General features: G+C 62.9%; 27 protein-coding genes and 1 pseudogene. 10 read left to right on the top strand and 18 right to left on the bottom strand.

Translation table 11 applies throughout. The features are described 5' to 3' along the window. Window positions 1-120: 120 nt before the first annotated feature. Complete coding sequence (locus tag F4827_RS31780; protein WP_183732203.1) at window positions 121-1,203, bottom strand: tartrate dehydrogenase; 1,083 nt, start codon at window positions 1,201-1,203, stop codon at window positions 121-123. A 282-nt stretch (window positions 1,204-1,485) separates the two neighbouring features. Here F4827_RS31780 and F4827_RS31775 point away from each other — a divergent pair, with 282 nt between their 5' ends. After that, complete coding sequence (locus F4827_RS31775; protein ID WP_183732200.1) at window positions 1,486-2,874, top strand: aspartate aminotransferase family protein; 1,389 nt, start codon at window positions 1,486-1,488, stop codon at window positions 2,872-2,874. A 130-nt stretch (window positions 2,875-3,004) separates the two neighbouring features. After that, entirely contained in the window at window positions 3,005-3,517 is a 513-nt protein-coding gene (locus F4827_RS31770) for an Lrp/AsnC family transcriptional regulator (protein ID WP_183732303.1), read from the top strand. Here the strand turns inward: F4827_RS31770 and F4827_RS31765 are convergent. The 11 genes from F4827_RS31765 to F4827_RS31715 form a co-directional block, all read right to left on the bottom strand. Beyond that, window positions 3,506-3,901 carry a helix-turn-helix domain-containing protein gene (locus F4827_RS31765; RefSeq protein WP_260175515.1) on the bottom strand — a complete coding sequence of 132 codons (396 nt, stop codon included), beginning with the start codon at window positions 3,899-3,901 and terminating at the stop codon, window positions 3,506-3,508. The two genes, F4827_RS31770 and F4827_RS31765, sit on opposite strands and share 12 nt — an antisense overlap. Window positions 3,902-3,913: 12 nt before the next feature. Next, window positions 3,914-5,095, bottom strand: coding sequence for an FAD-binding oxidoreductase (locus tag F4827_RS31760; RefSeq protein WP_183732194.1), 1,182 nt, complete (start codon window positions 5,093-5,095; stop codon window positions 3,914-3,916). Beyond that, window positions 5,092-6,468: an NAD(P)/FAD-dependent oxidoreductase gene (locus tag F4827_RS31755; protein WP_183732191.1), complete on the bottom strand. Its 1,377-nt coding sequence runs from the start codon at window positions 6,466-6,468 to the stop codon at window positions 5,092-5,094. The genes F4827_RS31760 and F4827_RS31755 overlap by 4 nt, the downstream gene beginning before the upstream one ends. Further along, the gene (locus F4827_RS31750; protein ID WP_183732188.1) at window positions 6,447-6,758 is read right to left on the bottom strand and encodes a (2Fe-2S)-binding protein; all 312 of its coding nucleotides are present in this window, start codon (window positions 6,756-6,758) and stop codon (window positions 6,447-6,449) included. Before F4827_RS31750 ends, F4827_RS31755 begins: the two co-directional genes overlap by 22 nt. After that, window positions 6,755-7,540 carry an amino acid ABC transporter ATP-binding protein gene (locus F4827_RS31745; protein WP_183732185.1) on the bottom strand — a complete coding sequence of 262 codons (786 nt, stop codon included), beginning with the start codon at window positions 7,538-7,540 and terminating at the stop codon, window positions 6,755-6,757. Before F4827_RS31745 ends, F4827_RS31750 begins: the two co-directional genes overlap by 4 nt. Window positions 7,541-7,547: 7 nt before the next feature. Then, window positions 7,548-8,207 (bottom strand): amino acid ABC transporter permease, encoded by a 660-nt coding sequence (locus F4827_RS31740; protein ID WP_183732182.1) that lies wholly within the window; start codon window positions 8,205-8,207, stop codon window positions 7,548-7,550. A gap of 142 nt (window positions 8,208-8,349) precedes the next feature. Continuing rightward, entirely contained in the window at window positions 8,350-9,123 is a 774-nt protein-coding gene (locus F4827_RS31735; RefSeq protein WP_183732179.1) for a transporter substrate-binding domain-containing protein, read from the bottom strand. 86 nt (window positions 9,124-9,209) lie between these two features. Then, window positions 9,210-10,487 (bottom strand): FAD-binding oxidoreductase, encoded by a 1,278-nt coding sequence (locus F4827_RS31730; RefSeq protein WP_183732176.1) that lies wholly within the window; start codon window positions 10,485-10,487, stop codon window positions 9,210-9,212. 61 nt (window positions 10,488-10,548) lie between these two features. Beyond that, window positions 10,549-11,217 (bottom strand): haloacid dehalogenase type II, encoded by a 669-nt coding sequence (locus tag F4827_RS31725; protein WP_183732172.1) that lies wholly within the window; start codon window positions 11,215-11,217, stop codon window positions 10,549-10,551. A gap of 215 nt (window positions 11,218-11,432) precedes the next feature. Further along, window positions 11,433-12,932 (bottom strand): aldehyde dehydrogenase, encoded by a 1,500-nt coding sequence (locus F4827_RS31720; protein WP_183732169.1) that lies wholly within the window; start codon window positions 12,930-12,932, stop codon window positions 11,433-11,435. A gap of 451 nt (window positions 12,933-13,383) precedes the next feature. Next, window positions 13,384-13,995 (bottom strand): helix-turn-helix domain-containing protein, encoded by a 612-nt coding sequence (locus tag F4827_RS31715; RefSeq protein WP_183732166.1) that lies wholly within the window; start codon window positions 13,993-13,995, stop codon window positions 13,384-13,386. 291 nt (window positions 13,996-14,286) lie between these two features. On the opposite strand from F4827_RS31715, the gene F4827_RS31710 reads away from it, so the two are divergent. From F4827_RS31710 to F4827_RS31690, 5 genes are all read left to right on the top strand, one after another. Further along, entirely contained in the window at window positions 14,287-15,183 is an 897-nt protein-coding gene (locus tag F4827_RS31710; RefSeq protein WP_183732163.1) for a GNAT family N-acetyltransferase, read from the top strand. 6 nt (window positions 15,184-15,189) lie between these two features. Then, complete coding sequence (locus F4827_RS31705; RefSeq protein ID WP_183732160.1) at window positions 15,190-16,113, top strand: glyoxylate/hydroxypyruvate reductase A; 924 nt, start codon at window positions 15,190-15,192, stop codon at window positions 16,111-16,113. Between the two features lie 71 nt (window positions 16,114-16,184). Further along, window positions 16,185-17,663 (top strand): NAD-dependent succinate-semialdehyde dehydrogenase, encoded by a 1,479-nt coding sequence (locus tag F4827_RS31700; RefSeq protein ID WP_183732157.1) that lies wholly within the window; start codon window positions 16,185-16,187, stop codon window positions 17,661-17,663. 2 nt (window positions 17,664-17,665) lie between these two features. Continuing rightward, window positions 17,666-18,658 (top strand): M14 family metallopeptidase, encoded by a 993-nt coding sequence (locus F4827_RS31695; protein ID WP_183732300.1) that lies wholly within the window; start codon window positions 17,666-17,668, stop codon window positions 18,656-18,658. Further along, a complete protein-coding gene (locus tag F4827_RS31690) occupies window positions 18,655-18,999 on the top strand; it encodes a cupin domain-containing protein (protein WP_183732154.1) in 345 nt (114 codons plus the stop codon). Before F4827_RS31695 ends, F4827_RS31690 begins: the two co-directional genes overlap by 4 nt. A 174-nt stretch (window positions 19,000-19,173) precedes the next feature. Here F4827_RS31690 and F4827_RS31685 read toward each other — a convergent pair whose 3' ends face one another. The 6 genes and pseudogenes from F4827_RS31685 to F4827_RS31670 all read right to left on the bottom strand — a co-directional run bounded on the left by F4827_RS31685 (window position 19,174) and on the right by F4827_RS31670 (window position 22,719). After that, window positions 19,174-19,764 carry a DUF3304 domain-containing protein gene (locus tag F4827_RS31685; RefSeq protein WP_311675012.1) on the bottom strand — a complete coding sequence of 197 codons (591 nt, stop codon included), beginning with the start codon at window positions 19,762-19,764 and terminating at the stop codon, window positions 19,174-19,176. A 47-nt stretch (window positions 19,765-19,811) separates the two neighbouring features. Then, a pseudogene (locus F4827_RS31680) lies at window positions 19,812-20,299 on the bottom strand (DUF2345 domain-containing protein). A gap of 162 nt (window positions 20,300-20,461) precedes the next feature. Continuing rightward, window positions 20,462-20,551: a hypothetical protein gene (locus F4827_RS35655; protein WP_260175511.1), complete on the bottom strand. Its 90-nt coding sequence runs from the start codon at window positions 20,549-20,551 to the stop codon at window positions 20,462-20,464. Between the two features lie 257 nt (window positions 20,552-20,808). Beyond that, window positions 20,809-21,303, bottom strand: a complete 495-nt coding sequence (locus F4827_RS35000; protein WP_311675033.1) for an ATP-binding protein — start codon at window positions 21,301-21,303, stop codon at window positions 20,809-20,811. Next, window positions 21,261-21,788: a hypothetical protein gene (locus F4827_RS34995; protein ID WP_221303891.1), complete on the bottom strand. Its 528-nt coding sequence runs from the start codon at window positions 21,786-21,788 to the stop codon at window positions 21,261-21,263. Before F4827_RS34995 ends, F4827_RS35000 begins: the two co-directional genes overlap by 43 nt. 511 nt (window positions 21,789-22,299) lie before the next feature. Continuing rightward, window positions 22,300-22,719: a winged helix-turn-helix domain-containing protein gene (locus F4827_RS31670; protein ID WP_183732149.1), complete on the bottom strand. Its 420-nt coding sequence runs from the start codon at window positions 22,717-22,719 to the stop codon at window positions 22,300-22,302. 1,661 nt (window positions 22,720-24,380) lie between these two features. Between F4827_RS31670 and F4827_RS35650 the strand changes: the two genes are divergently transcribed. The 3 genes from F4827_RS35650 to F4827_RS35640 all read left to right on the top strand — a co-directional run bounded on the left by F4827_RS35650 (window position 24,381) and on the right by F4827_RS35640 (window position 25,966). Further along, window positions 24,381-24,788 carry a hypothetical protein gene (locus F4827_RS35650; protein ID WP_260175510.1) on the top strand — a complete coding sequence of 136 codons (408 nt, stop codon included), beginning with the start codon at window positions 24,381-24,383 and terminating at the stop codon, window positions 24,786-24,788. A 446-nt stretch (window positions 24,789-25,234) separates the two neighbouring features. Beyond that, the gene (locus tag F4827_RS35645) at window positions 25,235-25,402 is read left to right on the top strand and encodes a hypothetical protein (protein WP_260175509.1); all 168 of its coding nucleotides are present in this window, start codon (window positions 25,235-25,237) and stop codon (window positions 25,400-25,402) included. A gap of 15 nt (window positions 25,403-25,417) precedes the next feature. Next, window positions 25,418-25,966 (top strand): hypothetical protein, encoded by a 549-nt coding sequence (locus F4827_RS35640; RefSeq protein WP_260175508.1) that lies wholly within the window; start codon window positions 25,418-25,420, stop codon window positions 25,964-25,966. Window positions 25,967-26,660: the final 694 nt, after the last annotated feature.

Below are 26,660 nucleotides of genomic sequence, written 5' to 3'. Positions count from 1 at the left end.
ACTGCGACAAAACCCGGCCCAGTCCGTCGAGGTTGCCGGGATTGTGCCGGGAGGCGCGCCCCTCCCTTGCGGATCGCGCGTGCAATCCCACGTACGTATCCGGACGACCGTGCGCCTCGATCAACCCAATGCAGCCACGATCGCTGCCCCCACATCGGGCGTACTGGCGGCGCCGCTCATATCCGGCGTGCGCGGGCCCTCCACCAGCACCTTCTCGATGGCCTGCATGATCGCGTCGTGGGCGGCCTTGAACTGCGCGTCGCCGTTGCCGAGGAAGTCAAGCATCATCGCGCCCGACCAGATCATCGCGATGGGGTTAGCAATCGCCTTGCCGAAAATATCGGGTGCCGAGCCGTGTACCGGCTCGAACAGTGACGGGAACGTACGCTCAGGATTCAGGTTCGCCGATGCCGCGAGGCCAATCGTGCCCGTACACGCCGGGCCCAGGTCGGAAAGAATATCGCCGAAGAGGTTCGACGCGACCACCACGTCAAAGCGGTCCGGCTGCAGCACGAAGCGCGCGCACAGAATGTCGATGTGCTGCTTGTCCCACTTCACGTCCGGGTAGGCCTCGGCCATCGCCGCGACGCGCTCGTCCCAGTACGGCATGCTGATCGAGATGCCGTTCGATTTGGTCGCCGCCGTGAGTTTCTTGCGGCCACGCTGGTTCGCCAGTTCGAATGCGTACTTGAGGATGCGGTCAACGCCCTGGCGCGTGAACACAGACTCCTGCAGTACGAACTCGCGATCCGTGCCTTCGAACATCTTGCCGCCCACCGAGCTGTACTCGCCTTCGGTGTTTTCGCGCACCACGAAGAAGTCGATGTCGCCGGGCTTGCGGTTGGCGAGCGGGCACGGCACGCCCGGCAGCAGACGTACCGGGCGCAGGTTCACGTACTGGTCGAATTCGCGACGGAACTTGAGCAGCGAACCCCACAGCGAGATGTGATCGGGCACCTTGTCAGGCCAGCCCACCGCGCCGAAGTAGATCGCATCGAAACCCTTGAGCGTGGCGAACCAGTCGTCGGGCATCATCTTGCCGTGCTCGAGGTAGTAGTCGCAGCTGGCCCAGTCGAAGTGCGTGAATTCAATCGACAGGCCGAATTTCGCGGCCGCCGCCTCCACCACGCGCACGCCCTCGGGCATCACTTCCTGACCGATGCCGTCGCCTGCGATTGCCGCAATCCTGAAAGTCTTGTTCATCGTCTTGAGTACCTGTACGTAATGATCCGTTTATTCAGCAGGATTCTTGATCATTCGACCTGTGATGCCGAGAATCCATTCGCTATCTCGCGGCATTGTAGACGTGAAAGCGCGCACGACGAAGCCTTCCAGAACGCACAATACAGCACGGCACAACATGCCGACGACACCCTTAAAAACAGCACAACGCAGCTGTTTTGAAGCCGTTTTCCGCGCGCGCCAATAATGCGTCGGCGCTAGTATCAAGCGGTCGCCAATCTCACTCAATGGGGCCGTTTCGCTATGTCCACCTCGCCACTCTCAGCACTCATCGAAGCCGATCGCAAGCACCTGATCCACCCCGTCATCAATTACCGCGCGCATGAAGCACGCGGCGTGACCGTACTTGAGTCGGGCCATGGCGCGTATCTACGCGATAGCGACGGCAACGAACTGCTCGATGCGTTTTCCGGCCTCTGGTGCGTGAACGTGGGCTACGGCCAGCAAAGCATCGTCGAAGCCGCCACACGTCAGATGTCGCGTCTGCCTTACGCCACGACGTATTTTCATTTCTCGTCGGAACCGGCCATCGAGCTGGCGCAAAAGCTGGTTGAATTGACGCCCGCCTCGCTCGAGCATGTCTATTTCACGCTTGGCGGATCGGATGCGGTCGATGCGGCGATCCGCTTTATCACGCACTATTTCAACGCCACCGGACGCCCCATGAAGAAACAGATGATCGCGCTCGAACGCGGCTATCACGGCTCGTCGTCGGTGGGCGCGGGGCTGACTGCACTACCCGCGTTTCATCGTCATTTCGATCTGCCGCTGCCGAACCAGCATCATCTGCCCTCGCCGTATGCGTATCGTCGTGAAGACGGCGCGAACGACGCAGCACTGATCGCCGCCTCGGTTGCCGCGCTCGAAGCGAAGGTCGCACAACTCGGCGCCGAAAACGTCGCTGCGTTCTTCTGCGAGCCTATTCAAGGCTCCGGCGGCGTGATCGTGCCGCCGCGCGGCTGGCTCAAGGCCATGCGCGAGGCCTGCCGCCGTCTCGATATCCTGTTCGTCGCCGACGAGGTCATCACCGGCTTCGGCCGCACCGGCCCGCTGTTCGCCTGCGAAGCCGAAGCGGTCGAACCAGACCTGATGACGGTCGCCAAGGGTCTCACCTCGGGCTATGCGCCCATGGGCGCGGTCCTGATGTCCGACGCCGTCTATCAAGGCATCGCAGGCGACAGCAACGATACGGCCATCGTGGGCCACGGCCAGACTTATTCGGCGCATCCTGTGAGCGCCGCGATCGGCCTCGAAGTGCTGCGGCTCTATCAGGAAGGCGGCCTGCTTGCGAATGGCCAAGCGCAGGCGCCGCGCTTCGCCGCCGGGCTCGACGCCTTGCTCGATCACCCGCTGGTGGGCGATGCCCGTCATCGCGGCCTGCTGGGCGCGCTCGAACTGGTGGCCAGCAAATCGACGCGTGCGCGCTTCGACGCCTCGCTCAAGCTTTCAGAGCGCATTGCCGCGGCGGCCTATCGCAACCGTCTGGTGTTCCGTGCTTTCGGCGACAATATCCTTGGCTTTGCGCCGGCGCTCTGCTATTGCGAGACGGAATTCGAGCAACTGTTCGCGCGCCTGAAGCGCACGCTGGACGAGGTGCTCGAAGAGCGTGAAGTGCGCGCGGCGCTTGCGTAAATCCGACCCATCGTGCGACTGTTTTCGTGATTCTGGCGCGCGTTCAAAAAAGCGCGCGTGCTAACATCGGTTTGCCTTCTGCCGCGAGATTCGCCCCGGATCTTGCGGTTTTTTTATGAGCGAACCCATCATGATGCTTCACGGCGACAGCAAACTCGACCGCATCGATTTGCGCATTCTTTCGCAACTGCAGAAGAAAGGCCGGATGACGAATGTCGAGCTGGCCGAAGCCGTGGGACTGTCGCCCAGCCCCTGCCTCACGCGCGTCAAGAGGCTGGAAAAAGCGGGCTATATCGCGGGCTACGGCGCGCAGATCCAGATCGAAAAACTCGGCGACGTGCAGATTGTCTTTACCGAAGTCACACTGGCCGATCATCGGCGCGAGGATTTTGCGAAATTCGAGGCGGCGATTCGCCCGGTCGATGAAATTGTCGAATGCCATCTCGCCAGCGGCGGATACGACTATCTGCTCAAGTTCGTCACACGCAGCGTGCATCACTATCAGAGCGTGATCGAAGGCCTGCTTGAACGCGATATCGGCATCGAGCGTTATTTCAGCTACGTCATCATGCGCACGCCATTCGTGAAGAACGGCTGGCCGCTCGAAGCACTGTTCAATTCAAAAGCGGATTCAGGCGTTTGAGGCAGCAGGTGCGCCCGCATTGAGCCATTCCACTGGCGTGCGACCCAGTACGCGCTTGAAATGGCGGCACAAATGACTTTGATCGAAGAAGCCCACTTCGGCCGCCACCAGCGAGGGCGACACGCCATGCCGCAAGAGACGCTGCGCATGACGCACGCGCACGATCCGCACATATTGCTGCGGCGACACGCCAACCTCACCGCTAAAACGCGCCGTAAAGCGCGAAATACTCAGGCCCGCAGCATCGGCGAGATCGGCCAGGGTGATCGGCTCGGCAAAACAGGTGTCGATAAAATCGAGCGCCCGTTGCACGGCGTGCGTCGTGCGGCACGTTCGCGCTTCGTCGGCGCGCCGTGTGGCCGGGCGCAGCGCTTCGGATAGCATGGCATGCATGAGTCAGGCCGCCGGCACGGATTGCGGCGCAGCTTGTTGGCCGCCTTCGGGCGCCTGAAACGCCGCAAAACGGCGAATGTCGAACGGATCTATGGGCGTGGAAGTCGTCCCGGTATCGATCAATTCGGCCATCGTATCGCCCACGCCAGGCCCGAGCTGGAAGCCATGTCCACAGAAGCCGAAAGCGTAGAACAGGCCGTTGGTGGTGCCGCTCGCGCCCATGATCGGCCGATCGTCGGGCATATAGCCTTCCACGCCGCTCCAGACGCGAATGATATTGAGCCGCTTGAGCGCGGGCGCGACGCGTTGCGCCTGACGAAATTGCAGCAGCGTGCTTTGCGGCAGCACTTTCGCGCGACGCGCATCGAGAAATGCGGGACCGCGCGCGCAGCCGCCGATCACAATATTGCCGCGCGCGACCTGACGGAAATACACTACTTCCGCAATCTGCGGCGACGACACGCCCACCGCCGGCGCGATACTGTACGGCACCGGCTCGGTCACCGCCATCTGCGGGCCATGCACGGCAATCGGGACCGGCTCGCCGAATTGCTCGCTCAAGGTGCTGCCCCATGCGCCTGCCGTAATGAGCAACACGGGCGAGTGAAACGTGCGGCCATCGGCACTCGTCGCGCGAAATTCATTGCCCTCTTTTTCGACCGCGACAATATCGGTATTTTCAAAAATCTGCGCTCCGAGTTTTGCGGCTGCACGCCCGAATGCGGGCGCGGCCAGACGCGGATTCGCGTGCCCGTCTATGGGCGCATAGGAACCGGCCAGCACTTCGGGGCCGATAAACGGAAAGCGCTTGCGCAAGGCATCGCCGTGCAGCATCTCCAGATCGAGGCCGTACTGCTTCGCGTCGCGAGCATAGGTTTCGAACATGTCGGCCTGCTCGGCGCGATAGCACACGCGCAAATGGCCCGACATCAGAAACTCGGCATCGTGACCGATCAATTCGGGCATCCGCAACCAGATTTCGCGCGAGCGATTGGCAAGCGGCAATTGCGCGAGCAGACGACCTTGCCGGCGCACATTGCCGAAATTGGTCCCGCTCGCCTGCTGGCCGACCAACTGGCGTTCGAGCAGGATCACCGACTTGCCGCGGCGACGCAGGAAAAACGCGGTGGCGGCGCCCATGAAGCCGCCCCCCACGATCAGTACATCGGCTTGCGCGCGTTTCACTCCGTTTCCTCCACAGTCGCAATGGCCAGCGGCTTGACGGGCGCTTGCCCGCGCAGACGGCCTACCTGATCGAGCGGTATGCACGCAGCGGCCGCGATGATCTCGGCCGCCGCGTGAGCACAATAACGCCCCTGGCAGCGCCCCATGCCGACACGGCTTAGCGCCTTCGCACGGTTCGCTTCCTGCGCGCCCTCGTCGCGGATCACCCGGCGCAACTCGCCTGCCGTGATGCCTTCGCATCGGCATACGATGGTTTCGTCCGGCAGCTTCGCGGCCTGTTGCGCAGGCCAGACGAAGGCCTGAGCGAGCCCCTCGCGAAAACGGTCCATGCGGCGTTGCTCGCGCTTGAGCGCTTCGAGCACGCCCGCCTGAGGTTCGCGGCCCTGGTCGATCAATGCGGCGTACGCGGCAAGACGCCCGGCGTTTTCCGCGCCATCTGCGCCTAGCACACGCACACCGTCGCCTGCCAGATACACGCCCGGTTCGCTGCTGCGTCCCAGTTCGTCGATCTGCGGCAGCCACTGACGCGTGGCAGCATCGAAGCGAAACGCGCAGCGCGCCAGGTCGGCCAGTTGCGTTTCGGGCCGCAGGTGATAGCCCATGCCGATGGCGTCGCAGTCGATCTGTTCGATCGCGCCGCTCGCCAGACGAAAGCGCACCGACTTCACGCCTTCATCGGGTGTGCCGACGATCTCGACGGGCTCGATGCCATTGAACATTTTCACGCCCGCGCGCTTGAGGGACGCAACCAGCGCGGTGCCCTTCCGCAGCACGTCGAAGCGCGCGAGCAATTTAGGCAATGCGCGAACGCGTGCGCTCGCAACGGACGTGTCGAGCACGGCGGCGACCTGCGCGCCGGCCTGCACATACTGGCTGGCTACCAGATACAGTAGCGGCCCCGTCCCCATGAACACCACGCGCCGCCCGATCGAACAGGCCTGAGATTTCAGGGCAATTTGTGCCGCGCCCAGGCTGTACGTGCCAGCGAACTGCCAGCCCTTCACGGGCATCAGTCGATCGGTCGCGCCCGGACACAAAATCAGCGCGTCATAATCCAGCGCGCTTGCATGACCGTCGCGCACGATGTGCAGCTTGCGATCCCACACATTCCACGCCAGCGTTTGCGGCCGATAGTCGATCTGCGCCCGCACCTGCGCGAAGCTCTCGTGCAGATCCTGAGCGCGCGCCGCCTCGCTGCCGTAGAGCTTGGCATAGGGGCGCGTGAAGCCTTCCGGCTGGCGTCGGTAGATCTGGCCGCCATCGCGGCGGCCTTCATCGACCAGCGTAGGTCGAATCCCGGCGGCCAGCAGCGTCTGCGCACAGCGCACGCCCGCCGGCCCCGCGCCGACGATCACAATGCGAGGTTGGCCCATTGCGCCTCCGGTTGAGTGGTGAGAACGCACATGCCCGGCTCGACGACGGTGGTGCAGGCCCGCAGGCGCTCGCCGTCGTCGGTCCAGACCCAGCAGTCCTGGCAGGCGCCCATCAGGCAGTAGCCGGCGCGCTTTTCCTCGCCGAATTCCGACTGGCGCACATGGCGCACGCTGCACAGCATGGCGGTGAGCAGCGTGTCGCCTTCGAGCGCTTCGACAGGCTGGCCGTCGATCAGGAGCGTCAGCCTGACGCGCCCGGTTTCGCCGAGTCGCACGAATCGTCCATTCATGCTGCGGCTCCCGTCATGTCGCCGGCTGCGCCCTGCGCACTGACGTGCGTGCCCGGATTGCCCAGCACGTGCCGCAGGAATTCACGCGTACGGGCCTCGCGCGGCGTGCACAAGACCTCCTGCGCGCTGCCTTGCTCGATGATGTGACCGCCGTGCAGGAAGCACACGCGGTCGGCCACCTCGCGAGCAAAGCCCATTTCGTGCGTGACCACCAGCATCGTCATGCCTTCTTTCGCAAGCGTACGCATCACATTGAGCACTTCGCCGACGAGTTCCGGATCGAGCGCCGATGTGGGTTCGTCGAACAGAATCGCCTTTGGCTTCATGGCGAGCGAGCGCGCAATCGCCACGCGTTGCTGCTGGCCGCCCGAAAGCTGGTGCGGATAGTAGTGAAGCTTGTGGCCGAGTCCGACCTTGTTGAGCAACTCCTCGGCGTCACGTTTCGCCACGTGCAGCGGCTCCTTCTTCACATGGACTGGCCCTTCCATAACGTTTTCCAGCGCCGTGCGATGCGGAAACAGATTGAAACGCTGGAACACCATGCCAACCTGCGTGCGCAGATGATTGATGTTGCGCGAGCGCTGTTCGACGCGCTGGTCGAGCAGCTTGATCTCGCCCGCATCGTACGATTCGAGCGCGTTGATACAGCGCAGCAGCGTCGATTTGCCGGAGCCGGACGCACCGATCAGGCACACCACCTCGCCCTGCTCGATCTTGAGCGAGATACCGTTAAGGACGGGTGTCGCGCCAAAGGCCTTGTGAACATCGGTAATTTCGATCATCGCAACCTCATTTCTTCGCCTTGTGCTTGCCGAAACGGCGCTCGAGATGCCGCGTCATGCTCATGAGCGGCAAGCTCATCAGCAGATAACCGATCGCCACGAGCGTGTAGACGGTGATGTTCTGGAACGTCGACGCCGCAATCAACTGACCTTGCCGCGTCATTTCCGCCACCGTGATGGTCGAGGCGAGCGACGAGTCCTTGAGCATCATCACCAGCGTATTGCTGTACGGCGGCAACGCGACCTTCACGGCCTGCGGCAGGATCACGCGCATCATCGTTTTCACACGGCCCATGCCGATCGACTGCGCCGCTTCGTACTGGCCGGGATCGACCGCCTCGATGCCCGAGCGGATGATTTCCGCCACGTAAGTCGAATAACCAAAGCTCAGCCCGATGATGCTCGCCTGCAGCGCCGACACTTCGATATGAAAGTCCGGCAGCACGAAATAAATATAAAACAGCAGAACGATCATCGGCAGGCCGCGCACGACGTTGATCATCGCGCTCACCGCCGTCACCACCGCGGGATAGCGCGACATCTTGAGCAGCGCCCACGCGAGACCCAGGGCCGTGCTCAGCAGCAGGCAGCCAATCGTGATGACGATGCTCATCACGGCGCCTTGCAGCAGGATCGGGACAAAATCGACTATGTCGTGCCAACGCATGGTGTGCCTTATGCTTTTATTCGCGGGCGGGGGAAACGCCCGCGGGTCATACGCCGCGCCGCAAGGGCGGGCTGACCCGGAACGCGGCAGCAGGAACATCAATGGGGAATAGTCTTGCCGCGTCCGGTGCTTCATTCGCGAATCAGCCCGCGAGATGCCACTTCTTCAGGATCTTGTCGAGCGTGCCGTCCGACTTCATCTTCGTGAGCGCATCGTTCACTTTGGCGAGCAGCGCCGTGTTGCCCTTCTTCACGCCCACCGCGATATCGAACTTCTCCATCGGCACATAAGCGTCGTCCACACGCGTGCCGGCCATCGCACCCGCGGCTTCCTGCGCCTTGAGAATCGGGTAGTCGTTGAAGCCCGCGACGATGCGGCCGATTGCAACGTCGCGCGTCATGTCGGCGGGGCTATCGTACATCTTCACTTCCTTGAAGATGCCGAGCTTGACGAGCTGGTCGCCGTAATCGGTGCCCGTGGGCGCGCCGACCGACATGCCCTTCATGTCCTGCACCGACTTGTAGTTGGTCTTGTTCGATTCCTTCACGATAATGCCTTCGCCGAACGCTGTGACGGGCTGCGAGAAGTCCACCACCTCGGCACGTTTGGGCGTGGGCGTCATGCCGGCCACGATGATGTCGATCTTTCCCGAGACCACCGCCGGAATCAGCGCCGAAAACGGCACCGCCTGGTAGGAAACGTCAAAGCCTTCGCGCTTGCCGATCTCGCGCACGACGTCGGGCATGATGCCTTCGATCTTCTGCGTCTTGACGTCGAGGAAGGTGGTGGGCGCGCTCGACGGCGGCGAACCGGCGGTCACCGTGGCGGTATCGGCGTGGGCCGCGCCGCACAGCAGCGAGAACGTGGCGGCGGCGGTGAAAGCGGCGGATGCGAATGCAATGTTGGTACGCGACATGGTCTGGTTTCCTTGGGGGGCTAGCGGGGGACTATCGGGACTATCTCTGCGATTGCGCCGTGAAAGCCACGGCGCATGGCATCGGCTCAATGAAGCACATCCTGCAACCGGTAATACGCGCCGACGAGCGGCAGAAACCAAGCGCGCCCGAAATGTCCGGGAATCGCAGGCCATTCGAGCGTACGCCACGGGTTGCGCGTGGCGGCGCCGAACATCACTTCGGCCATCACGCGGCCCATGTGCACCGACATCTGCACACCATGGCCGCTGTAGCCCATCGAATAGAACAATCCTTCGTGCTCGCCCGCGCGCGGCAGGCGGTCGGCCGTCATGTCGACGAGACCGCCCCAGCAATAATCGAGGCGCACGTCGGCGAGCTGCGGGAAATACTGGAGCATGCCGTCACGCAGGATGCGACCGCTCTTCTCGTCGGAGCGCGGATTCGACATCGCAAAGCGCGCGCGGCCTCCAAACAGCAAACGATCGTCATGAGTCGGCCGGAAGTAATTGCCGATCTGGCGCGTCGTCACATACGAGCGGCGCGTGGGCAGCAGCGCGTCGAGCCGGTCCTTGCCAAGCGGCTCCGTCGCGACGATGAAGCTGCCCACCGGCGCGATGCGACGACGAAACCATTGCAACGGGCCGGTCTGCGAAGCGCCGGTGGCCAGCAGCACGCGATCCGCGCGCAGCGTGCCCCGTGCGCTCTGCACTTCGTAGGCATGGCCGCCAAGCGGCTTGAGGCCGACCACCGGCGTTGCCTCGAAGATCTGCGCACCGTGGCGCGCCGCCGCTTCGGCCAGACCCACGCCGAACTTGCCCATGTGCAGTTGCATGCCGTTGTGCTGCACCAGGCCGCCATAAAAGCCGTCCGAGGCGATCTCGTCGCGAATACGTTGGCGCGAAATCAGCTCGACATCCTCGTCGACATCGCGCTTCAAGGCTTCGAACGTCTTCGCGAGCGATTCGTAGTGATGCGGCTTGGCGGCGAGCTTGATCTTGCCGCTCTTGCGCAGATCGCAGGCGATCTGCTCCTGCTCAACGATCTGCGCGACCGACTGCACCGCTTCGGCATAGGCGCGATAGAACTGCGACGCGCGCTCCTTGCCAAGCTTCGCGCACAGCGCCGCATAATCCTGCGCGACGCCCGTGTTGCAATGGCCGCCGTTGCGCCCCGATGCCTGGCCTGCGATGCGCTCCGCTTCCAGCACGGTCACCGACAAGCCGCGTTTCGCGAGCGCCAGCGCCGCCGAGAGCCCGGTAAAGCCGCCGCCCACCACGGCCACGTCCACGCGACCGGCGAGCGGCCCCTGGGCGGGTTTCGTAAAGCGCGGCGCGGTATCGAGCCAGTACGAATCGAGCTTCATCGTGTTGCGTTCCTGATGACGGCGGTGCGAATGAGGCAATGAGAGATCTATGCGATCCGTTTTACAGACCGAGCTGTTCCGCGAGATGCGGCAGGCTCTTCACTTCGTTGACCTGGTAATACGGCGTGAGCGGCTCGTGCGCGCGATTCACGAAAGCCTTGTGCTTGATGCCCATGTCGTAGGCCGTCATGAGGTCGTAACGGAAGCTGGACGACACGTGCAGCACGTCTTCCGGATTGCAGTCGAGCTGATCGAACATGTATTCGAAGGCCTTGCGCAGCGGCTTGTAAGCCTGCGCCTGCTGGGCCGTATAGACCTTGTGAAAAGGCGCGCCCAGCTTCGCCACGTTGCTGTCGATCTGCTCGTCGGCGGCGTTCGAGAGAATCACCAGCTTGTACTTCGATGCCAGACGCGCAAGGCCTTCCGGCACGTCGGCATGCGGGCCCCACGTCGGCACGGCGTCGTAAATCTTCAGCGCGGTGGCCTCATCGAACGGCACGCCGGTGCGCTCACAGGTACGGCGAATCGAATTCACCACCACGTCGCGGTACGGCTTCCACGCACCGAGCACTTCGTCCAGACGATAACCACGGAAAAACTCGACGAATTCGGCCATCTTCGCGGCATCGAGCTTGTCGCCGTAAAGCTGGCGCGCGGTCTCGCCCATCTGGAAATTGGTCAGCGTGCCGTAGCAGTCGAAGGTGATGTACTTCGGCTCGAAATCGATCATGATCTGCATCCTGTCGTCGTGGCGAACCCGTATCGAGGTTCTATCAAGTGAGAGCGGCGAGCTGCGCGTGAATGCCAGCATTCAGTCATGCTGATGAATTCGGCGCGGCCCGTGGTTTCCGGGGGTGTTGACTGCGAAGCGCTACGCGAAATCCGTGTTCACCGGAATGAACCGTGGCGGGATCGTGCGTCAGTACAGCAAAGTTGAAACAGCGCTCAGGCGATATCGAAATCGAAATCGATCAGCACACTCTTGTGACGCATGCTGGCTTCGAGCGCCTGGCGTCCGAGATCCTTGCCGATACCCGACTGCTTGAAGCCGCCGGTCGGGATGATCATGTCGCCGCTGCGGCCATAGCGGTTGATCCATACCGTGCCCGCCGCGATGCGCCGCATGGCGCGCATGGCCTGGCCGATATCGCGGGTATGCACACCTGCCGCGAGACCGTAGGTGGGATGCGCGGCCAGCGCGATGCCCTCCTCTTCGTCATCGAAGGTCTGCACGGTGAGCACCGGGCCGAACAGTTCCTCGCGCACCGCGGGCGTGTCGTCGGTCACTTTGGCGAGCAATGTCGGGCGATAAAACCAGCCGCCTTCGGTCCCTTCGAAAAAGCCGCCGCCGCACAGCACTTCCGCACCCTGCGCCCGGCTTTCCTCGACCAGTGTTTCAATGCGCTTCGCCTGCGCGCCGCTGATGATCGGCGAGTAACGCGTCTGGCTCGACCACATCGCGCCGGGCGCGATATCCACCAGTTCGCGTTGCACGGCGTCGATCAGCGCTTCGGCGATCCGCTTGTGGACGATGAGGCGCGTGCCGGCCACACAGGCCTGGCCACCGTTCGCCGTAAAGCCGCGCGCCACGCAGCGCGCCGTATGCGCGAGATCGGGCACCTGGGCGAACACGAGCTGCGGACTCTTGCCGCCGAGTTCGAGCGTGACCGGCTTGGTGCCGTGAAACGCCGCCTCGCTCATGATCGCCGCGCCGGTGCGGGTCGATCCCGTGAAGCTGACCTTCGAAATATCGGGGTGCCGCGTGATGGCAGACCCCGTGGTCGCGCCGCGACCGTTCACGACATTGAAAATGCCGGGCGGCATACCCGCCTCGATCGCGAGTTCGGCAAGACGCAGCGTAGAAAACGGCGTCATTTCCGAGGCCTTCAGCACGACAGCGTTACCGGCTGCAAGCGCCGGACCACATTTCCACGAACACATCGAGAGCGGGAAATTCCACGGCGTGATTGCGCCAATCACTCCATAGGGCTCCGAAGCAACGAAACCCAGGCTGCCGTGACGCGTCGCTGCGATATCACCGCCCAGCTTGTCGGCGAGTTCGGCGAAAAAGCGGATGGCTTCGGCCGTGAACGGCACGTCCGATGCGTAAGCCTCCGCAACCGGACGCGTGGAGCTGACTGCTTCGAGCTGCGCCAGCCCGACGACATGCTCATCAATCAGCTGCGCCCAGCGGTTCAGCACCCGTGCGCGTTCACGCGGCGAACGCGTGCCCCAGCCGCTCGTCTTCCACGCCTGCAATGCGTTGGAGACCGCGTAATCCACGGTCTGCGCCGAGCCGTCAGGCACATAACCGAGTAGACGGCCGTCCGAGGGACGGTGCACGGCGATCGGCGCTTCATCGATCTGATAGTACGCACCGCCAATAAAATGACCTTGCGGCAGCTTGATTGCGGACGGATCGAAATCCAGAGACGGAGTAGTCATGCTCAGCCTGTTCGAAAACCCGGTTACATCGGCACAGCAGCGCGCGTGATGCATGGCGCGCGCAGCGTGGCCGCTTCAACTCGTGGTGTTTCGCCGCCGCAGCGGCAAAATGAACAACCACGCGATGAATTTCATTATAGTGAACAGGAAATGCCTGGCTAGTGATCAAAAATAAATCTGCGAAAAGCTTTTAATGGTGATGGCTTACGCGAGAATCGGGCCAAGGCGAACCGGTAAGCTATGAAAAATGGCGCCGATACGGCGGCGTGTCGGCACTGCGTCCCCGTTGAAAGGCAATACAGGCAAGGGAAAAGGCGCAGCTAGCGGCGAAGTGCCGCGCTAGCTCTCACGCAAAGGCGGGGCTTACTGCAAGGGGATCAGAACGCGAGACAGCGAGGAGCAAAGCGTGAAGCGGCGCCGATGGTGTTCATTCCAGGCGCCGCCGGAAGACTCAAAGATGAATGACGGGCGGCCTTGTGTTCATAATCCACAGCAGCCGCGCCGTCTTGCTGCTTTCATTTTTCACGCTATGCGGAACGGTACTTTTGAACTGGAAGCTGTCGCCCGCGCGCAATTCGGCACGCTGGGCGCCCACGTTCAGAATCACCGTACCCTCCATCACGACACCGCATTTTTCACCCACACCCACCAGCACTTCTTCCGACCCTGAGCCGGCCGGCAGCATGATGACCATCATCTGCAGATCGTGCTCGCCGTGCGGCGAAAGCAGTTCCTTCTGCATGCCGTTCCTGCCCACCTCGAATAGCGGCCGTTCAGCCGAGCGGCGCACGAAATCGCCGGTCAGTGGATCGGATGGCGCGTCGTCCTCTTCCAGCAGCGCACTCAATGGCACGTCGAGCGCCTGGCGCAGCCGCTCCAGAATGCGCACGGAAGGATTGGCCTTGTTGCGCTCGACCTGGCTCACGGTGCCGACCGACACCCCCGCGCGCAACGCGAGTTCATTGACGGACAGACCGCGCGCATTGCGCAGCGCGCGCAGGCGAGCGCCGACATCGGCATGGCTCGGCAGCGCGGCGACTTTCTTGCTGGACTGGGTTCGCATGTGTTTCCTGTTGTATTCGGTGCCGGACGCGCGAAACCGGTTCGGGCCCCGTCGCATGCGCACGATTTCGGTGCATGGCGATAGCGCAGCGCGTCCCGTGCGCGACATCGCATGGGCGCACAATGACAATCATTATATTGAAACTTGCTGGATTGCGATGAACAATAAAAAGTCGTGCGCTCGCCGCTTGTGCTGGCGCAAGACAGGAAGATCGTCCTATGAAGCCCGCACGGCTCATGCGACAGTCGAATCTGAACATGCCGTCCATAAGCCGTCTTACAGGAGTCCGTTGTGTCCGAATCCGCCGTCACGCCCGAGCTTCACGACCTTCACTATCGCCGTTTCAGCACCGATGATATCGACGCCGCGCATGGCCTGTCCGCTGCGGTGCGCTGGCCGCATCGCCCGGACGACTGGCGCTTCGCCTTCGATGCCGGCGCGGGTTTCGTTGCCGAGGAGAACGGCGTCGTGATCGGCACCGCGCTGTGCTGGAAATTCGGCGTGGACCGCGCGACGCTAGGTATGGTGATCGTATCGCCCGATCAGCAGGGACGCGGCATCGGTCGCAAGCTGATGGAGCTCGTGCTCGAAGAACTCGGCGATCGTGTCACCTTTCTGCACGCCACCCCCGCCGGCCAGCCCCTGTACGAAAAGCTCGGCTTCGCGGCCTGCGGCGCGCTCACGCAGCACCAGGGCAATGTCGAGCAGGCGCCCGCCGTGACGCTGCCGCAAGGCGAAACGCTGCGCGAGATCACGCCTGCCGATCTGCCCGTGCTGATCGAGCTGGCATCGCGCGGCTGCGGTCTCGATCGCAGCATCACGCTGCCCGCCCTGCTCGAGGTCGCACAAGGCGGCGTCGTGCTCGAATGCGATGGCGAGATCACCGGCTTCGCGCTCGCGCGGCGCTTCGGCCGCGGCTATGCCATCGGGCCGCTGGTTGCCGCGCCGTCGCCGGATCACGTGCGCGCGAAAGCGCTGGTCTCACACTGGCTCGCCCAGCACGTGGGCGACTTTGTCCGGCTCGACTTGCCTGGCGACGCTGGCATCGAAACGTGGTTGCCCACGGTCGGCCTGCTACCCGTCGATTCAGTCGTCAAGATGGTGCGCAACGCCAGCGCCGCGGAACACAGCGGCACGCCCGACGCGGCCTGGCGCGCGTACGGCATCATCAACCAGGCGATGGCCTGACGCACCATGACCGTGCTCTACAAGGCCGATCCGGTGCGCGGCGCGCAATGGTCCGCGCTGTTTGCGCAGCGTGCGCCCGATGTGCCGTTTCGCGTGTGGCCCGACATCGGCGATCCGGCGCTGATCCGCTATCTGGTCGCGTGGCATCCCGGCGATCTCGTGCAAACGCTGCCCAATCTGGAAGCCGTGTTCTCGGTGGGCGCAGGCGTGGATCAGCTCGATCTGGCGAGCGTGCCCGCGCATCTGCCGGTCGTGCGCATGATCGAGCCTGGCATCGTCGAAGGCATGCTCGAATACGTGAGCGAAGCCGTGCTGGCGATTCACCGCGATCTGTTCGATTACGCGCTAGCGCAGCAGGCGCGCGCATGGAAGCCGTTGCCGCTTACGCCGGCGAGCGCGCGCCGCGTGGGCGTGCTCGGACTGGGTATGCTCGGCGTCGCGGTGCTGGAGCGTCTGCGGATTTTCGGTTTCGATTGTGCGGGCTGGAGCCGCTCCGCGCATACGTTGGAAGGCGTGCGCTGCTACGCGGGCGCGGACGAATTCGAGACCTTTCTCGCACGCACCGACGTGCTGATCTGCCTGCTGCCGCTCACCGACGCCACCCGTGGACTGCTCGCGCGTCGCGTGTTCGACGCCCTGCCCACCGGCGCGTCGCTCGTGCACGTTGGACGCGGTCCGCAACTGGTGGCCGACGATCTGCTCGATGCGCTGGCACGCGGCCAGCTTCGCAGTGCCGTGCTGGACGTGACCGACCCCGAGCCATTGCCGCCCGATCATCCGCTATGGACCCAGCCGCGCGTGCGCATCACGCCGCATATTGCCAGTGCGACGCGCCCCGACACGGCGGTCGACAGCCTGCTCGATAACCTGCGGCGCCATTGCGCAGGCGAGCCAATGATCGGCCTCATCGATCGCCAACTAGGTTACTAGTCATCCTCAGCATCCTGTTCAACCCGATTTACACGGGTCATCCCTCGGATATTCTCCCGGAAGCACGTCGCATGAGTCTCGACCTCGAAGCCTCGGCCCGCGCGTTGATTCGCACGGACAATTTCATCGGCGGCCAATGGCTCGCCTCGCAGAGCGGCGAGCGCTTCGCCGTCACCGACCCCGCCACGGGCCGCACCCTTGCCGAAGTCGCACAAAGCGGCGCGGCCGATGCGCGCGCGGCCGCCGACGCCGCCTCGCGGGCCTTCCCCGCCTGGCGCGCGACGCTGCCGAAGGAACGCGCCGCGATCCTGCGCCGCTGGCATGCGGCCATCGTCGCGAACGAGGCGGCGCTAGGCGCCTTGATCTCGCTCGAACAGGGCAAGCCGCTCGCGGAAGCGCGCGGCGAAGTCGCCTATGGCGCATCCTATGTCGCCTGGTTCGCCGACGAAGCCACCCGGATCTACGGCGATGTGATCCCCACGCAGCAACGCGGCAAGCGCATGAGCACCGTGAAGGAACCGGTGGGCGTGGTTGCCGCGATCACGCCGTGGAATTTCCCGCTCGCCATGATCGCCCGCAAGATTGCGCCCGCGCTTGCGGCAGGCTGCACGGTCGTCGCCAAGCCGGCTGAAGACACGCCGCTCACCGCCCTCGCACTCGTGCAACTCGCGCATGATGCGGGTGTGCCGCCCGGCGTGCTCAATCTGGTGACCGCCTCGCGCGAAGCCACGCCGCACACGGTCGATGCGTGGCTGGCCGATTCACGCGTGCGCAAGATCACCTTCACGGGATCGACGCAGGTGGGCAAGCATCTCGCGCGCGAATCGGCGGGCACGCTCAAAAAGCTCTCGCTCGAACTCGGCGGCAATGCGCCCTTCATCGTGTTCGACGACGCCGATCTGGACGCGGCCGTCGAAGGCCTGCTCGCCGCCAAGTTTCGCAACGGCGGCCAGACCTGCGTGTGCCCGAACCGCGTTTATGTGCAGCGCGACGTCTACGAGACCTTCGCCGCGCGACTGTGCGCACGCGTGGCGGAACTGCGCGTGGGCCCCGCGAGCGATCCCGTCTCGCAAATTGGGCCGATGATCAACGCGCGCGCCGTCGACAAGATCGCGCGTCACGTCGACGATGCCGTCGAACATGGCGCAACCGTGCTGGTGGGCGGCAAGCGTCTCGAAGCGCTTGGCCCGCACTATTACGCGCCTACCGTGCTCGGCCACGCATCGCGCGAGATGGCGCTGTGCGGCGAGGAAACCTTCGGCCCGGTCGTGCCGCTTTTCGCATTCGATCAGGAAGACGAAGCCGTCACAATGGCCAACGACACACCATTTGGTCTGGCCGCCTATTTCTACAGCCAGGATCTGCGCCGCATCGAGCGCGTGAGTGCGGCGCTGGAAGCCGGCATCGTCGGCATCAACGAGGGTGCGCTCGCGTCCGAGGCCGCGCCGTTTGGCGGCGTCAAGGAATCCGGCTACGGCCGTGAAGGTTCCCGATACGGTCTCGACGATTATCTGTCGATTAAATATCTGTGCCAGGGAGGTCTCGCATGAGCATGGACGCCTATCCGATTGAAGTCGCATTCCCCGATATCTCCGCTCACGCCGAAGGCACTGGCGGCGTCGCCTATGTGCATACGTTCGACTCGGGGCTGCCGGGACCGCACGTGATGGTCAATGCGCTCACGCATGGCAACGAAGTGTGTGGTGCGATCGTCGTCGATCAATTGTTGCGCGCACAACTGCGCCCGCGACACGGCCGCCTCACGCTGGCTTTCGCCAATGTCGACGCTTACGCACGCTTCGATGCCGCACAGCCAGACAAGGCGCGCTTCGTCGATCAGGATTTCAACCGTGTCTGGACTGCGGCGACGCTCGACGATACCGCAAAGCGTTCAGCCGAACTCGACCGCGCGCGTGCAATGCGAGCCGTGATCGATAGCGTCGATCTGCTGCTCGATCTGCATTCGATGCATGAGAAGAGCGCGCCGCTGATCGTCGCCGGACCGCTCGACAAGGGCATCGCGCTTGCCGCGCAGCTTGGCTCGCCCGCCACCGTGATCTGCGACGCGGGTCATCCCGAAGGCCGCCGCATGCGCGACTATGAAGGCTTCGGCGACCCGCTCAGCGCAAAGAACGCGCTGCTGATCGAGTGCGGACAACATTGGGAAAAGCGCTCCGTGGACGTCGCGCGCGACAGCACCGCGCGCTTTCTGCTGCATGCCGGCGTGGTCGACGCGAGCGATCTGCCCGCCGGCTGGCTCACGCCCTTGCCTGCGCAGATGACGGTGGTGCGCGTGACGGAGCCGGTGGTGGCAAGCAGCATGGATTTTCGTTTCGCAGACCACTATACGGGCCTGGAAACCTTCGACACGGCGGGCGCTGTGATCGGCTGGTCGAACGGCGAACCGGTGCGCACGCCGTATGACGACTGCATGCTCGTCATGCCGTCGCTGCGTCAGTTGCGGCCCGGCGTCACCGTGGTGCGGCTCGGTCGCATCGAACAACGCCTTGATCACACCCCACGTCAACAGGAATTCATGCAATGAAAGTGCAGCAGATCCAGCAATCCGTACAACTCGCGGGGCTCGAAGATTGGGGCACGGCGGGCCTGCCCGGCACCGAACCGGCGCGCGTAACCGGCCGTCAGGTGGTGATTGCCGGCGCGGAAGCCATCGACACGGGCGTTTTCGAATGTTCGCCCGGCACCTACCGGCGTTCAGTGAAGGAAGCGGAAGTCATGCATTTTCTCGCAGGCTCGGGCAGTTTCACGCCCGACGGCGAAGCGACGCTCCGCTTCAAAGGCGGCGACACGATGTTCTTCGAAGCCAATACCGAAGGACTTTGGCAGATCGATGAAACGCTACGCAAGATCTATGTGATTTTCTGATTCGACAGCGTCGTCACGTCGCGATAAGAATGACGGGCCGAGCACGACTCCAGATGCACATCGGGGTCGCTGCTCGTCGGCGCCGTCGACCGGTTGAGTACGAAACAGTAGCAAAGGAAACAACATGAATCGCACTTCGCACGTAACGGGAAAATCGGTCTGTCAAACGGAGGCTCATTGCGTACTTGCTCCGTCCCGGTATAGCCGGTTCCACTCCTGATCCACCTTGCCCTGAACGACATAGGGATCGTTATCCGCGGGGCGGATGTCCGGGTCGTTTGCGTCTCCCTTCTGGCCATCGGCCACCATGATCCGAATGCGGTCACCCGGCAAGAAGACTGCCCATAATCCCCCCATGTCTCGACCATACTTTGGAATGCGAACGTTTTCCGCTTTGTACCAGTATCCCGGGGTCTTGCCGTTCTGTTTCTTGTCAACCAGCCAGCGCACCGTCAGCGTCAGGTCTGGCTGCCACACAGGCGGGATGTCGCTGCAGCAGGTTTGAGCTCCGCCACCAGATGGCTTGCCGTCCGCGTCTGCTGGCATGACGTTGGGGCCACCGCCCTGCAACCCTGATCCATCCGGGCCTTGAAAACCCCATTCGTGGATGTACCATGGCGAATAGTTCAAGGTCTGGGTACTCGCACCGATCGTATCGACGTGCCTCGGCAGATCCGACAGATGAAGCGGTTGCGCCGTCGGCCCCGGATGCTTATCGCACGCTCCGAGGCCAAGGACGGCAGCGACGGCGACGATGTGGATCACGCTTAGCCTAGAACGGAAGAGTCGGTCGCCCATGATGACGCTACCGCTCAACGCGGCACCAGGGCTGCGCCGCTACGCGCTGCCTTGAGAATGCATTCGATACAGACTTTCTTCGGCGAGAGATCCACCATCTGGTCTTTCGGTCCAGGCAACTCATGCGCTGCCGCATACGCGGTAAATTTGCCCGTCGTACCGCTCACCACCCCACTTGCATCGAGATTCAGGAAGCTCCCGTTGACTTCGACGCGGAATTTGCGGGCGCGCAGCAGGATCTCCTCGCTTTCCAGCGGGATCTGTTTCTGCGCCCGCGCGACAATGGACTTCGTCATCGCATTCACGACGATATCGCCCGCAGCCGATACCAGATGCATCGGACCGGTCTGCGCGAAAAGGCGAAGCGTGCACGCACCGTCGCAAAGAAGCTGCGTCCGCTTGCAATGCCGATATGACCTTCCGTCGTAATCGCCGCCTGCTGGGACGCGACGTGAATGGTCGCGGGTGTCGTGATTTCACCCCCCGCCTTGACGTCGATCACCAGATGAGGCTCCGACAACTCCGGAAACGTATTGTTGCTGCTCGCGCTCGCGCCCTTGATCTGTTCGTTCTGCGCTGCGATGGTGTTGACGATGTCGGTCTGATGACCGTCTGCGTCCTGTGCCTCGCTCTGCTGCGCAATCTTTTTCAATGCGTCATGCAGTTACTGCGCCTTCCCGAGGCGATCGACCGTTTCGGACATATCCCGCGCGGCAGCCGCCGCGCCGGAGCGAGCTTCGGTTGTCACCAACATTCCGCGGTTTGCACGCAGCACGCCCCATGAATTCAGCCGGCGGCGATACGGTCATCTTGATGTTCCACAAACGCGAGTGATGGGCGCAGGCGTTGGTGCTGGTCGGAGCCGAGGGTTGCTCGCACAATATTCGAATCACGCCACCTGGTGAGTGACTACGGTGCGTGTCGCAATACACGATTAGACCCCAAATAGCGATGGGATGCCAATACGGTATCGCAGAATGCTGTAACGCCATTTTGCGTTTAGATTGGAAATCATTGATTTGTAAAGATAATTTCCGCACGATCCGAGCGATATCGCTTTGCGTTTAGATAAACAGACCGCCTCACCCACAAATAGGGGACATATCGCGCATACCGCCGGGAAGTGGACTCGGAATCGTCGAGCTTGATCTTTCCGGCCTCGATTGTCTGGTTGATGATCACTGAAACAACCTCGACTTTCGACGAAGGCAGGCCGAAGCGTTCACGCAGACTCTGATTGGACATACGCCGGTTGTTCACATATTCGAGCACGCAGTGCTGATAGCATGCCCGGATACGGTCAGACTTACTCATGTCCTTGAAGTCTTTGTGCGCAAACATCACCGACGTTGTGCGCACGTCACCTACGCGAAAATCGGGTGCCGGCAGTTGGTAAAGCTCAGATGCCGAGATCACCTTGTCGATGCCGCTTCCCTTTTCCTCACAGATCCGCATGCGGCGCATCAAATCTGCGAGTCTCTCGTTGCGTGAACGATACTCGTCAATGAACCGCTCAGGAGGAATAGGCGGGACGCCCGGATTCGAGATCTCGACACGGTCGCTAACATCTCAATCATGACCGACATACCGGTCAACGAGTAATCCTGATGCACAAGAGCGTTCGCAATCAGCTCTCGAAGCGCCTGCTTCGGGAACATTCGGACTTCTTCCCGTAGCGCCTGCTCGACGATATGATTTTTCGGCGCCAGACCGTGCAGCATGGACAGTAGCCCTTCAAAGCCCAATGCATACCCTTTCTTTCCGATCTGATCCAGCTTGGTCTCAACCTTGCCGGTTCCTTCGTACACGACCAGCCGGAACGCTTTTCTGGAGACAGACAAGGGAAAGGAGTCAAGCTGTTTGGCAAGAAGAATTGCCCCGAGGTTGAAGATGGTCCACGTTGCTCCTGTACGCCGAATCAGCTGCTCGCTCTCGAGCCTTTCAAGTACTCCGCTCTGGCTGGTCGGATAAGGCAGCCTGATCTCGAACACGCACAGTACAATCTAAGCACTACGCAGCACTTCCCTCCTGGCCTGTTGACTTCACCGAAACGGGCGTTCAACTTCCCCGAAATACGCACCGAGCGGGATAGGTATGGGCATTTGATGCGGCCGTCATCAATCAGTCGCACTACGAAATATCTAGGCACAAAGTCCTGGGTCCCCGCTATTGCGTCGTGGGCGTTGCGTGCAACGTCGCCTGGAATCAACGTCCGGCCAAACTGTTCCAGACAAGAATACGCCTCAACAAAGTCTGACAGGATCGCGCGGCAAGCTTCCGCCGTCACAGGAAACGACGCGACGGGAAAACACAGACGGTGATGAAAAGGCTCAAGCATGAAGCGCTGCACACACCCTCCTGAGAATTCCTTCGCAAGAAACACGCTGGACCGCTTTCGTCAGGCCCGCCGCATCGTCGGTCATGATGCGACACCCGTCAGGGAGACAGGTCGTGGTTTGGTCACTGCGCTACCCGTCGCCCGGCATGCCCTACTGTTGCATGCTAGAGAGCTGGTTTACGGGACGGACCTATCCAGTGCTGGAGACCATGATCGCGAATCAGGCGATTGATATGCGATGCAGAGTACGTGATCTGGAATTCCCGCTCGATGAAGAGCCGAACCAGCGCACCGGTCCAGCACTCGTCGGCAAAACCCACCGCGGCCGGCGGGCGCCTCACGGCTTGAATCAATGTTGCGAGCGCCCCGGCGCTCAGCCGCGAGCGGCGCCCGACATCGCCCAGCCCCGTCAGTGCGTCGGTACCACCCATGGCGAAAGCACGCTCATAGCGCCGCGCGGTGACCGGACTCAGTCCCAGTGCGGACGCAACGCGTGCGATGCCCATCCCGGCAGCGAGCATCCGGACAGCACGCGCACGGCGGCCCGACCATCGCGGGCCGATCCCTGTTTTCTTGGCACTCATGGTCACTCTCTCCCTGAACTTTCCGGATGATCCCGCTTTCCCGTTGCAGGGTATATTCGCACTGAAGCGGATCCGTTCGAGATTCAACAACGGCCGCACTTTGGTGTGGCCCCGCGTGAGGCCAGCAACACTTTCGCCCGCGGGATCCACGCCGATGCATGGCCCTGGCGGTATTGCCGAGACTGTGCGTTCGAAGCGACCGGCGATCGTCCCTGCCGCACTCTCTGCATAGGCAGCGGCGAAGTCGGTAGTCGGATCCGGGAAATGGTCCGCCTGGCTGGAAAGCTGGCTCAGTAGGAACCCTTCGACATGCGAGGGGGCGCGCGCAATTTCTCTCACCTTCGATTCAGGACCTGAAATCCCTGCCCCGTCGGCCGGGTCCCATGGCTGCAGCGGCAGCCGTTCGATCGCAGCATGCTAGAGGCGTTCGCCCGCGAGCGACCTCAGGCACGGACTGTCTCGCGACCATTTCTCGCCAGTCGCGGGATCATCGAATTTCAGGGCACGCGTCGCGCCTACCTCCCTGTCGAACGCCGGTTTCGGGACGGCCGCCACCGCCACTTGATCCTGCAGCAGGCAAGCACTGCGACTTCACGGGCACGGGCGTTGGCCGGCCGATCGTCGATGTCACCTCGCTCGGCGCGCCGGGGTCCTCTGGGCGGACATGAAACATCCATATTCAGGCGTCCGTTGTCCGGAAGTTGCCGTCCCGCACTGCGGTAGCCCTCGCCGCCAAGGCAAAGGAGCCGAAAAGACTAACCATGACCCTTAGAGCACGCGATTCTGACTTGATCGAGCTCATTACAAAATACGTATAGAACGGTACATCGAAGGCTTTTGCGCGACGTCCGGGCGCCGGGATAGCAATCTAGGTGAGTGTGGCAACGTGCGTGAGGGGTCGGGCCGTGAAACATTCCCCGCAAAACATACGGTTATCGTTAAAAATCCGTGGCTTAGGTGTGTCCGCCACGCGACCCCTATTGTTTCACGGACCGCTGCCGATATGCTGTGACTGAGCCACCCTCGCGGCAACCGTCCCGAGCGCCCATACGATCCGACTTGGCATAGCGAAATCAATGGGCCGCTCCGCCTGGGTTTCCCGATACCGTCGGGAGCGCCGTGCGCCACTCGCGCCGAAGCACTGGAAGCCAGGCCCCCCGTTTCTGCGACGCAATGCTGTTCTTTGGTATGTCAAGCTGCCGTATCCTGCGCCGCGTCTTTCTATCCGCCGCCGACACGCTAGACTCCGATCGCTCCACTCAGGCTAACGAGTTGCACTGCGCAGGCTGGAGGGGCGGAGCTGAAGACTGTACGTGCCACCCTGCGGGATGCGTCGATTGAGACGACCTTGATGAAGCGCAGCGTGCGCGGCATGACGGCGGGCGGACGCCCGTCAGATGATTTTCGTCCTTGCTTGCGTGGGCGGTTCACGCAGGTTTCAGAAGGTTTGCGAACATCCCCAGGCAGGATAATCGCTATTATTATGCTTGCGTTTGATCTTCACTCCCCCGGCCATTCTGGTCCTGCGTGCGCGCCCGGCGCCCCTACGTCCCCCTTCCTGCCAGCCTTGGCGCCGTCAGGCGCCCGCCTGTTGCCGACTTCGCAGAGTGTTAGTTGCAGCAATTGACCGAGGTCGTGATGCCTGAAAAGCTGGATCTCCAGTGCAGGTACTCCCCAAAGGACTTCGCCGCCCTGCGCGCCGCCGTGCAGCGGCTGCCCCGGCGATGATCGACCGCACCTACTTCAGCCAGAACGACGATCCGCATGCCGCGACGCCCGGTGCGATGGAGCGCTGCCTGCGCGACATGCTGGCGACGCTCGTGGGGCTGGCGATCGCACACGGCTCGCCCGTGCTCGCCGACCGTCTGAAGGCATCGATCCGCAGGCACGGCAGCGCGCGGCTGACCGCCGCGTGGCTGAAGATGGTGGAGGACGCCGCGTCTGGCGGTCTCCCGGCCCGGGGCCGGCCACGGGATCGGCATGTGGTTCCGGCCGATGGTGCGCGCTATCTCAGGCGGCGCGGCGTGGCGACCGTCGGCGAACTCGTGGCGTACTGGGCTGGTAGATGACGATGCCGCAATCGTCGCGGTAGGTGGACCGGTCAGGTTGCTCGCGCCGCTGAGCGCATCGCACTTCGCGAGGTCCTCGACGGCTGCGGTGGCCTGAACCGCTCCCCGGCTTTGCCCTACATCCACGCGCACAACGACTAGGGCGCCGTGCGGGCCTGGCTGCATCTTTACCGCGACCGCCCGAGTACGCTGCGGGCATCCACCAGGGAGATCGAGCGGTTCCTGCTCTGGACCGTGACGGTACGGGGCACAGCGCTCAGTTCGCTGCTGGTCAACGAGTGTGAGGCCTAGACGGATTTCCTGGAACAGACCTCGCCGTCGTTCGTGGGTGCGTGCGCGCCACGCCGCGCACCTCGCGCCTGTGCCGCCCGTTCCCCGGCGAAGACCTGAGCCCCGAATCGCGTCTCTACGCCGTTCGCGTTCTGCGCGCGGCTTTCGCCTAGCCCGTGGACACGCGCTATCTCGCGGGGAATCTCTGGAAAGGCGGGCGAGACCCCGGAACGATCCGGCGCGAGGGCGAAATCCAGATCGAGCGCGCCCTCACCGGGCAGCTCTGGGCCGATGGGCGCACCCACGTCCAGCGACGGGGCGCGGTGGCCGGCAACCAGCGCTGACGCATCGTACAGGCGTTGATGCTGCTGATGGGGGACTCAGGGCTGCGGCGCGAGGAGGCGGCCGGTGCCCGCCGGGAGTGTCTGCAGCCGTACCCGGCCGACGACGGACTGGAGGTCTGGGCAATGACGGTGTTGGGAAAGCGTAGCCGCGAGCGGACGGTGCCGGTCAGCGCGGAAACCGTCCGTGCGCTTCGCGTGCACTGGCTCGACCGCGGCGACGACTTCGATGCGCCGTCCGTCACCGGCCCGCTCATCGCCCCGCTGGTGATCCCTAATACGGCCGCGGCGCGATGCAAGCACGATGTCGCGATACGCATGCCCTACGAATCCAATCATCTCTACCGGCTCGTCGAATGGCTACGAACGCGCCTGCTCGCCGAGCTCGATGCCCTCTCGCCCGCGACGCACGCGCAGCTAGCGCAGATTACGTCGCAGGCCCTTCGGCACACGTTCGGCACGTGGCCGCCGCCAATGACGAACCGATCGATGTCGTCCAGCGGCTGCTGGGCCATCGCTCAATACAGACCACGTCGATCTACCTTCAGACCGAGAAGCGGCGGATGATGGACGAGGTTAGCGCGATGTTTGTCCGTAGTTCAAAGTAAAACTCACAGCGACGAGGCAAATGTGTCCGAGAAAAACTCTAGTGAATCGAAAGCGCGACATCTAGTGGCATACGATCCCGTAACTCCGGGATTTACCCCGACTGAGCTTGTGAACTCCGGGATTGTCCCGGGCTTAGTCACGAAACTCCGGGATTTGCCCGGACTTGGGAACTCGGTAGCCGCGATTTCCGGGCGGACCGATTGGGACCGCGCAGCGTGCCCCACGTCGGCATCTCAGAAATCGGGGCTCCGATAGAGACACTCCCTTTTCCCAAACGGATCGTCGCTGGCGTGCTCCCACCTACCAGAAGTGCCGGTGTCTCCAGTGGAGGCACACACCGGCTTACCTAGAACTACTCGCAGCCGCCTCGGTGCTTCCAAGTCGAGCAAACCTTGTGCTCACTCACGTCTCCGAGATCTCGGCTACCGGCCGTGCCAGTGTCTCCAATGGAGACACTGCATGCTAGCGCCCGAACTCGCGCGCCTATCTCTGTGTCTCCAGTGGAGACAGGCTTACCCAGAACTACTCGGGCTGCCGCGGTGGCTCCAAGTGGGGCAAACCTTGTGCTCACTCACATCTCCGAGATCTCGGCTACCGGCCGTGCCAGTGTCTCCAATCGAGACACTCGGCATGCTAGCGCCCGAACTCCCGC

The sequence above is a fragment of the Paraburkholderia bannensis genome (assembly GCF_014200455.1).
GTDB lineage: Bacteria > Pseudomonadota > Gammaproteobacteria > Burkholderiales > Burkholderiaceae > Paraburkholderia > Paraburkholderia bannensis_A.
This window is presented reverse-complemented; position numbering and strand designations above follow the sequence as displayed.